Origin of the sequence: Corynebacterium sp. HMSC29G08 (genome assembly GCF_001806875.1) — a bacterium.
Lineage (GTDB): Bacteria > Actinomycetota > Actinomycetes > Mycobacteriales > Mycobacteriaceae > Corynebacterium.
On the sequence record NZ_KV786254.1, the window covers coordinates 85,160 to 91,667 of the forward strand.

The following is a 6,508-nucleotide window of genomic DNA, read 5'->3' on the forward strand; positions in this document are numbered from 1 at the left end:
AATAACCGCAAAACCAAACCAAGGAGCTCACATGCGAGTAGCGCTGTTTTCTACTTGTATCGGTGATGCCCTCTTCCCCGACGCTCACAAGGCTTCCGCACTTGTGCTTTCACGCCTGGGCTATGAAGTGGTCTTCCCCGAAACTCAGACCTGCTGCGGTCAGATGCACGTCAACACCGGCTACCAGGAACAGGCAATGCCGATTGTGGAGACGTACGTTGACACCTTCTCCGACCCGTCTATTGATTACGTGGTTGTCCCCTCCGGCTCGTGTACCGGTGCTGTGCGTGAGCAGCACGTGCACTTGGCCGAGCGCTTCGGAAGCAAGGCGCTTGTAGACGGCGCGAAGCAAACCGCGAAGAAGACCTTGGATCTGTCCGAGTTCATTGTGGACGTGGCTGGCACCTACAACGTGGGCGCGTTCTTCCCGCACCGCGTGACCTACCACTCCTCCTGCCACTCCCTGCGCTTCCTGAAGGTCGGTGAGCGTCCACTGGAGCTGCTGCGCAACGTCGAGGGCTTGGAGCTTGTAGACCTGCCGAATTCGGAGGAATGCTGCGGCTTCGGCGGTACTTTCTCGGTGAAGATGTCTGAGGTTTCCTCCGCGATGGTCAGCGACAAGGTTCGCCACATCAAGGAAACCAACGCCGAGTACGTCACTGCTGGTGACTCCTCCTGCTTGATGAACATTGCTGGTGCAATGAGCCGTCAGCACTCTGGTGTGCGTGCGTTGCACATGGCTGAGATCCTGGCGTCTACCAAGGAGCACCCGTGGACACCGATGTCCGCTGCTTACTCGAGGGAGAAAATGCTGTGAAAGTTGCACTTGGTAAACCCCAGATGCCGCCGCATGCAGTTGGCCCGAACCACCTGCGCGGCTCCGAGAAGTTCCAGAAGGCTGCGCACCATGAGCTGGACAACGTAACGAAGCGTCGCAACCTGAACTACGCCACCACCACCATTCGCGTGAAGCGTCAAAACGCCGTGGATGAGTTGGATGACTGGCAGGATCTGCGCGACACGGGCTCCGCGGTGAAGAAGGACGTCATGGCGCGTCTTCCGGAGCTCTTAGAAGAGTTTGAGCGCAATGTCACCGCCCGCGGTGGTCACGTGCACTGGGCACGCGACTCCAAGGAGGCCAATGAGATCATCGCTCGCCTGATTGAAGAAACAGGCGAGAAGAACGTGGTCAAGATCAAGTCCATGGCCACCCAGGAAATCGCGCTGAATGAAGAGCTGGAAAAGCGCGGCATCTTCGCGCAAGAGACTGACCTGGCTGAGCTGATTGTGCAGCTGGGTGAGGATTTCCCCTCGCACATTCTGGTGCCGGCAATCCACCGCAACCGCGCAGAGATCCGCGACATCTTTGTAAATAAGATGCCGAATACGGATGACACGCTGACCAGTGACCCGTCTGAGCTTGCAGATGCCGCTCGTTCCTACCTGCGTGAACAGTTCATGAAGGCCAAGGTGGCCATTTCTGGCGTGAACTTTGGCATTGCTGAAACCGGCACGGTTTCCATCGTGGAATCTGAAGGCAACGGCCGTATGTGCCTGACCCTGCCGGAGACGCTGATTTCCGTGATGGGCATTGAGAAGCTGCTGCCGTCCTTTGATGATCTAGGCGTATTCTTACAGCTTTTGCCGCGCTCCTCTACCGCGGAGCGCATGAACCCGTACACCTCCCTGTGGACGGGTGTAACTGAGGGCGACGGCCCGAAGAACTTCCACATCGTTCTTTTGGACAACGGCCGTACCGCCGCAATGTCCAACGAGATCGGCCGCGAGGCACTCAAGTGCATCCGCTGCTCTGCCTGCCTCAACGTCTGCCCGGTGTACGAGCGTGCTGGTGGCCACTCCTACGGTTCCACCTACCCCGGACCGATCGGTGCAATCTTGACCCCGCAGCTCACCGGTATCGATTCTGCTTCGGATCCGAACAGCTCGCTGCCGTTCGCGTCTTCTCTGTGTGGACGCTGCAACGAGGTCTGCCCAGTAAAGATCCCGATCACGGACATTTTGTTGGAGCTGCGCTACCAGAAAGCTAAGAACGAGCCGACGCGCTGGGAGCAGACCGCGTTTAGCGCGATCAGCTTGCTGTGGGGCAAGCCTGCGCTGTGGAACCGCGCGGTGCGCATGGTAGCGCTCGGCCGTGTGCTTGGTGGCTTTAACGGCACGATTGACACGATGCCGCCGCCGATCTCTGGCTGGACGCAGTACCGCGACGTTGCAGTACCGCCGAAGAAGTCCTTCCGCCAGTGGTGGGAGACGGACGAGGCACAGGAGCTTTTGGCCAACGCCCGCAAGGAAGGCATTCCTTCCAAGAACGGCAACTCGGAGGGTGAGAAGTAAATGACTACGAAAGCTACGTCCAACGCTGCTGTGGGCGGGTCGTTTGGTGACGATGAGCGTCGCAACGCAGATGCCAAGCAGGAGATGCTGAGCCGCATCCGCAACGCACAGCAGCTTGCGAACACTCCGAAGCACGTGGACATTCCGCGCAACTACCACACCACCTGGGACAAGAGCACCGAGGAACTGCGCGAGATCCTGATTGACCGACTGCTGGACTACAAGGCCACGGTTGTGGAAACCACCGAGGCTGACTTGGGCAAGGACATTGCCAAGGCGCTGGCTGATCACGGTTGGGACAAGGTGGTCTACGCCCCAGGCCTTGATCCGAAGCTCTTCGATAAGGTCACAGGCTCCGTGCGTGCCGACGACCCGTCGAGCGACCCCCGCGATCTCGGCGACGTTGTTGCCGTGACCGACTCCCACGTCTCCGCAGCAATCAGCGGCACGATCGTGCTGGAAGCCAACGAGATCTGTGGCCGCCGCGCCCTGTCGCTGGTGCCGGATCACCACGTGTGCATCGTGCGCCCAGACACCGTGGTTTACGGCGTGCCGGAGATGATCGCGCGCTTAGATCCGCTCAAGCCCAACACAATGCTCTCCGGTGGCTCTGCTACCTCGGACATTGAGCTTGTGCGTGTTGAAGGCGTGCACGGACCGCGCGACCTGGTCGTGATGGTTGTGAAGTAAGAGTTAGCGAGTAATCCCGTAATCCCTAACCCCCCAACACGAAACGGCCAGTCACTTTCCTTTCGGTAGTAACTGGCCGTTTCGCTGTCATTGTTTCCCGTGCCACGCTTGTCATCGCGCGCAACAATGAGTATGCGCAACAAAGCCTGTAAGACCGTGAAGTTGCCCTGTGCAGTCTTGACCGATTTCATCAAAAAACCCTGAACCCGTCGGACACCTGAGCAATTCTGAGCTGTTCTGGACTGTTTCAGTGCATCGTGGCCGATCGTGGCCCAATTTCAAGGCTTACCCTACTGGGTGCTAGGATTTCGGGACGAAGTCTCCGTAGCTCAGTGGATTAGAGCATCGGTTTCCGGTACCGAAGGTCGCAGGTTCGAATCCTGTCGGGGACACTGTCGGGGACACAATTGTCGGGGACGCAATTTTTCTTCGCTCCGTTGGAGTTTGCAGCTACCTACACTCGGCTACCAAGCGATTTTTCTGCAGGTAGCCGCGTGTACGTAGCTGCGTTTTGTTTTGCCACAGCCCCCTTTGGCCGCTGCAGCACTACAGATCACTCGCTACACTCGACTGTTATGAGGATCACAAAACTATCTTTTGTAACTGTCCTTAGCGCTGCGCTCGCCGCGGGCTGTTCGGACATCGGGGACGACAGTGCCGCCCCCTCCGAGCAGACAATGCCCGAAACCACAGCTGCTACTGCCCCTGACGCTTCCACGGCAAATACCACGAGCCAAGCGGATGAAAACGACCTTCCCACAGAGACCCCATTTGCGCACTTAATAGACCCAGACGACCCCAGCACGGTATACGAAGGTGTAACAATCGGTGACCTGTTTACGGCGTTGAACAGAATAGACGGCTACCAAACAGAAGAAATCACCATTGACACCCCCTCCAATGAGATTTCCGGCAAATACCCCCACTTAGAGCTTCCGACACAAGCCCTAGTCAAGGCCTTCATGCTCCGCGACGGCGGTGAGCCATTGCCATTAAAGGACATCAACGATTCGCATCTGCAGTTCCTCACTGACCAAATCCACGAACTCCTGGAGTCCGAGGGATACCGCCCCGTTGATAAAACCATCAAAACACCAAACTATGAGTGGAAATGCGTGCTCCCCGAGGATGTCGACCAAGGTGAACTCAACCATTCTGCTTGCTTCACGGTGGTTGCAGGCCGCGTTATTGAAGTACAACGCATTTTCTACGAGGAGGACGCCGAGACCGTTGGCCCCGTTGACAATCTGCTCAAGCAGCTTGATGTCAACCTGGCTCCCCTTAAGCAAGCTTCAGGCCAATAACACAAAGTGACCATCGGTCAGATCACCTGTTGCACTCTCATTCCTATGAGACGCATAAGATTATCTTTTAGATTATCTTTTGCGACCGTCCTGGCGCTGCGCTTGTCGTTGGTTGCTCAAGTATTGGAGATGTTTGCCCCACTACCGAGCAGACTACGTTCGAAACCACAGCCCCCGCCGCCTCCAGTACGACCACGTCAACCACGTCTGCATCAGACATCATCGTCCTCGACCCCCAGAAGCAAAGCACATTAGCCTGAAGTTCTTGGCCAACAAGCTGGTCGATCCGGATGATCCGACCTCGGTGTATGGCGGAAGACACCGAGATCGAAAGCGAGAAAAATCTGGTCTCTGGTACCTACCAACACTCTAAGTTGCCAAAGAATGCGCGCCTTCGAGCCTATGTACCACGCGATACTGGTCAAGCAATCCCAATGGAAGTGCATCTTCCCCGAGGGCGTGCCTATGGACGAGATGAATAACACTGTGCGCTTCACGGTGCTTGCAGGGCGCGTGATTGAAGTCTAATACGTAGTGCTTGAGCGAGACGTTGAAAAGGTTGGCCCCGTCGATGATGATCTCACACTGTTCAACAACAATCTGCCTCCGCTGAAGTAATACTAGCTGCGCCACTCCGGTATCGTCGTCACCATGACGCTTGCTCTAATCATTGCGCAGTTCGCGGTAGTGGTCACAGGAGTCCTTCTCGCGTGGTTTGTGGGCAGGTGGAGGTTGGGGTTTACGTGGACGTCGTTAAGCTGGGGCGCCTTAACTTTCCCCCTCTCCCAGGTGGCCAGGTTGGCACTGGTTGTGCCACTGCAACTGCTATTTAGCCGTATGCTTGACCCGGCGACTGCAGCGACGGCAACCGTTATTTTGATGCTTGCCACCTCTGGCCTGTTTGAGGAGACCACACGCTGGATCGTGCTGCGCTACTGGGCGAAAAACACCCGCTCATGGTGCGACGGCGTGGGCTTTGGCCTGGGACACGGCGGCATCGAGGCGCTACTGATCTTCACCTCTGCCCTGGCCACCAACATCATTCTCCTCACCAACGGTGAGATGCTGCGTGTGCAGATTGCCCAGAGTGGCGATTCCGCCGCCATCGACGTCTTCAACCAACAAATGGACGCGCTGCAGAACATAGGGATCGGCCTGCTGTCCGCAAGCTGGTACGAACGCGTGTTGGCGATGACCGCGCATGTGGTGTTCACGCTAATTGTGCTTCGCGCGGTGCGGCAGCGCCGCTGGCAGCTGTGGCTTTTGGCCGTGGTGGCCCACATCGTGTTCAACGCCGTTGCGGTGCTGAGCGCGCCACACGGCATTGGCATCATGTACGCGCTACTCACCGCGTTTACTGCCGTGGGTCTTTGGACAGTTGTCGCAGGACCGCTAAAGAAAACGGCGTTCGGGTGAGTGCGAATGCTTCCTAGGCAGCTGGTGCCGCAACGAACGCTAAAGCAATGCCACTGATGAAGCCTACCGCAAACAGGACAACGGCAGCCCATGCCGCCCAGCGTTCCGTCTTCGGGGCGTTCTTAGACAGGAGCGCGTAAAGACCTAGGCCGAATCCGGCGATGGAGAAGATCACAGAAATCGCTGTAATCGCCATGCCCGAGTCTTGCTTATAAATGACGAGGCTCAAAAGAGTCAGCGCTAGAGCGCCGCGTGCGAACCAGTTAGCGTTAGCGAAACGCCCCTCTTTCTGGGACTGCGTCAGCTGCTGCTGCGGGACAGAATTTGCCATGTTAGAAACCTCAAATTCGACTTAGAAAACAATTTGGACTAGCGGACACTAAACCCTAACAGTTTTTATGTGAGCCACACAACTGTCACACTTGATTTCTATTCGCATGATGAAGCGTAAACGCGTGCTGAGCGGTGATTGACAGCAGGTAGCGGGAGTGGTCGTCGAGGAAGTCGAGGACTTCTACACGGGTGCCGTCGGTGAGGAAAAGGTGGGTGATGTCGGCTTGCCAGCATTCATTCATTGGGCATTTCGGCTTCGAAGCGAATGTAGGAGCTTCGTGGCTTCTTTTGGGGTTGCGGGGTAACTAGGCCTGCGTTGGTGATAATGCGGCGGATAGTGGAGGTTGATGGCACGCGTAGGCCTTGTCGTTGTAGGTGGAAGGCGATGGTGTCTGGACCTGCGTCGAGTCCGG

The 6,508-nt window shown here is 56.9% G+C and carries 7 protein-coding genes, 1 tRNA gene and 1 pseudogene; 7 read left to right on the forward strand and 2 right to left on the reverse strand.

Annotated elements, in window-relative coordinates; all coding sequences use genetic code 11:
- Positions 1 to 31 precede the first annotated feature (31 nt).
- The 7 genes from HMPREF3101_RS07240 (at position 32) to HMPREF3101_RS07265 (ending at position 5,762) form a co-directional block, all read left to right on the forward strand.
- Positions 32 to 817, forward strand: coding sequence for a (Fe-S)-binding protein (locus HMPREF3101_RS07240; RefSeq protein ID WP_070463953.1), 786 nt, complete (start codon positions 32 to 34; stop codon positions 815 to 817).
- Positions 814 to 2,352 carry a LutB/LldF family L-lactate oxidation iron-sulfur protein gene (locus tag HMPREF3101_RS07245; protein WP_210386183.1) on the forward strand — a complete coding sequence of 513 codons (1,539 nt, stop codon included), beginning with the start codon at positions 814 to 816 and terminating at the stop codon, positions 2,350 to 2,352. Before HMPREF3101_RS07240 ends, HMPREF3101_RS07245 begins: the two co-directional genes overlap by 4 nt.
- Positions 2,353 to 2,436: 84 nt before the next feature.
- Positions 2,437 to 3,042, forward strand: coding sequence for a LutC/YkgG family protein (locus HMPREF3101_RS07250; RefSeq protein ID WP_070463977.1), 606 nt, complete (start codon positions 2,437 to 2,439; stop codon positions 3,040 to 3,042).
- Between the two features lie 318 nt (positions 3,043 to 3,360).
- Positions 3,361 to 3,434, forward strand: a tRNA-Arg gene (locus HMPREF3101_RS07255).
- 183 nt (positions 3,435 to 3,617) lie between these two features.
- Positions 3,618 to 4,346 carry a hypothetical protein gene (locus HMPREF3101_RS07260; RefSeq protein WP_070463954.1) on the forward strand — a complete coding sequence of 243 codons (729 nt, stop codon included), beginning with the start codon at positions 3,618 to 3,620 and terminating at the stop codon, positions 4,344 to 4,346.
- A gap of 402 nt (positions 4,347 to 4,748) precedes the next feature.
- Positions 4,749 to 4,874 carry a hypothetical protein gene (locus HMPREF3101_RS12495; protein ID WP_256365750.1) on the forward strand — a complete coding sequence of 42 codons (126 nt, stop codon included), beginning with the start codon at positions 4,749 to 4,751 and terminating at the stop codon, positions 4,872 to 4,874.
- A gap of 123 nt (positions 4,875 to 4,997) precedes the next feature.
- Positions 4,998 to 5,762, forward strand: coding sequence for a YhfC family glutamic-type intramembrane protease (locus tag HMPREF3101_RS07265; protein ID WP_083280141.1), 765 nt, complete (start codon positions 4,998 to 5,000; stop codon positions 5,760 to 5,762).
- A 13-nt stretch (positions 5,763 to 5,775) separates the two neighbouring features.
- Here HMPREF3101_RS07265 and HMPREF3101_RS07270 read toward each other — a convergent pair whose 3' ends face one another.
- Together HMPREF3101_RS07270 and HMPREF3101_RS11755 are read right to left on the reverse strand one after the other, a co-directional pair.
- Positions 5,776 to 6,093 (reverse strand): hypothetical protein, encoded by a 318-nt coding sequence (locus HMPREF3101_RS07270; RefSeq protein ID WP_070463958.1) that lies wholly within the window; start codon positions 6,091 to 6,093, stop codon positions 5,776 to 5,778.
- A 115-nt stretch (positions 6,094 to 6,208) separates the two neighbouring features.
- A pseudogene (locus HMPREF3101_RS11755) lies at positions 6,209 to 6,508 on the reverse strand (IS481 family transposase); the annotation flags it as partial.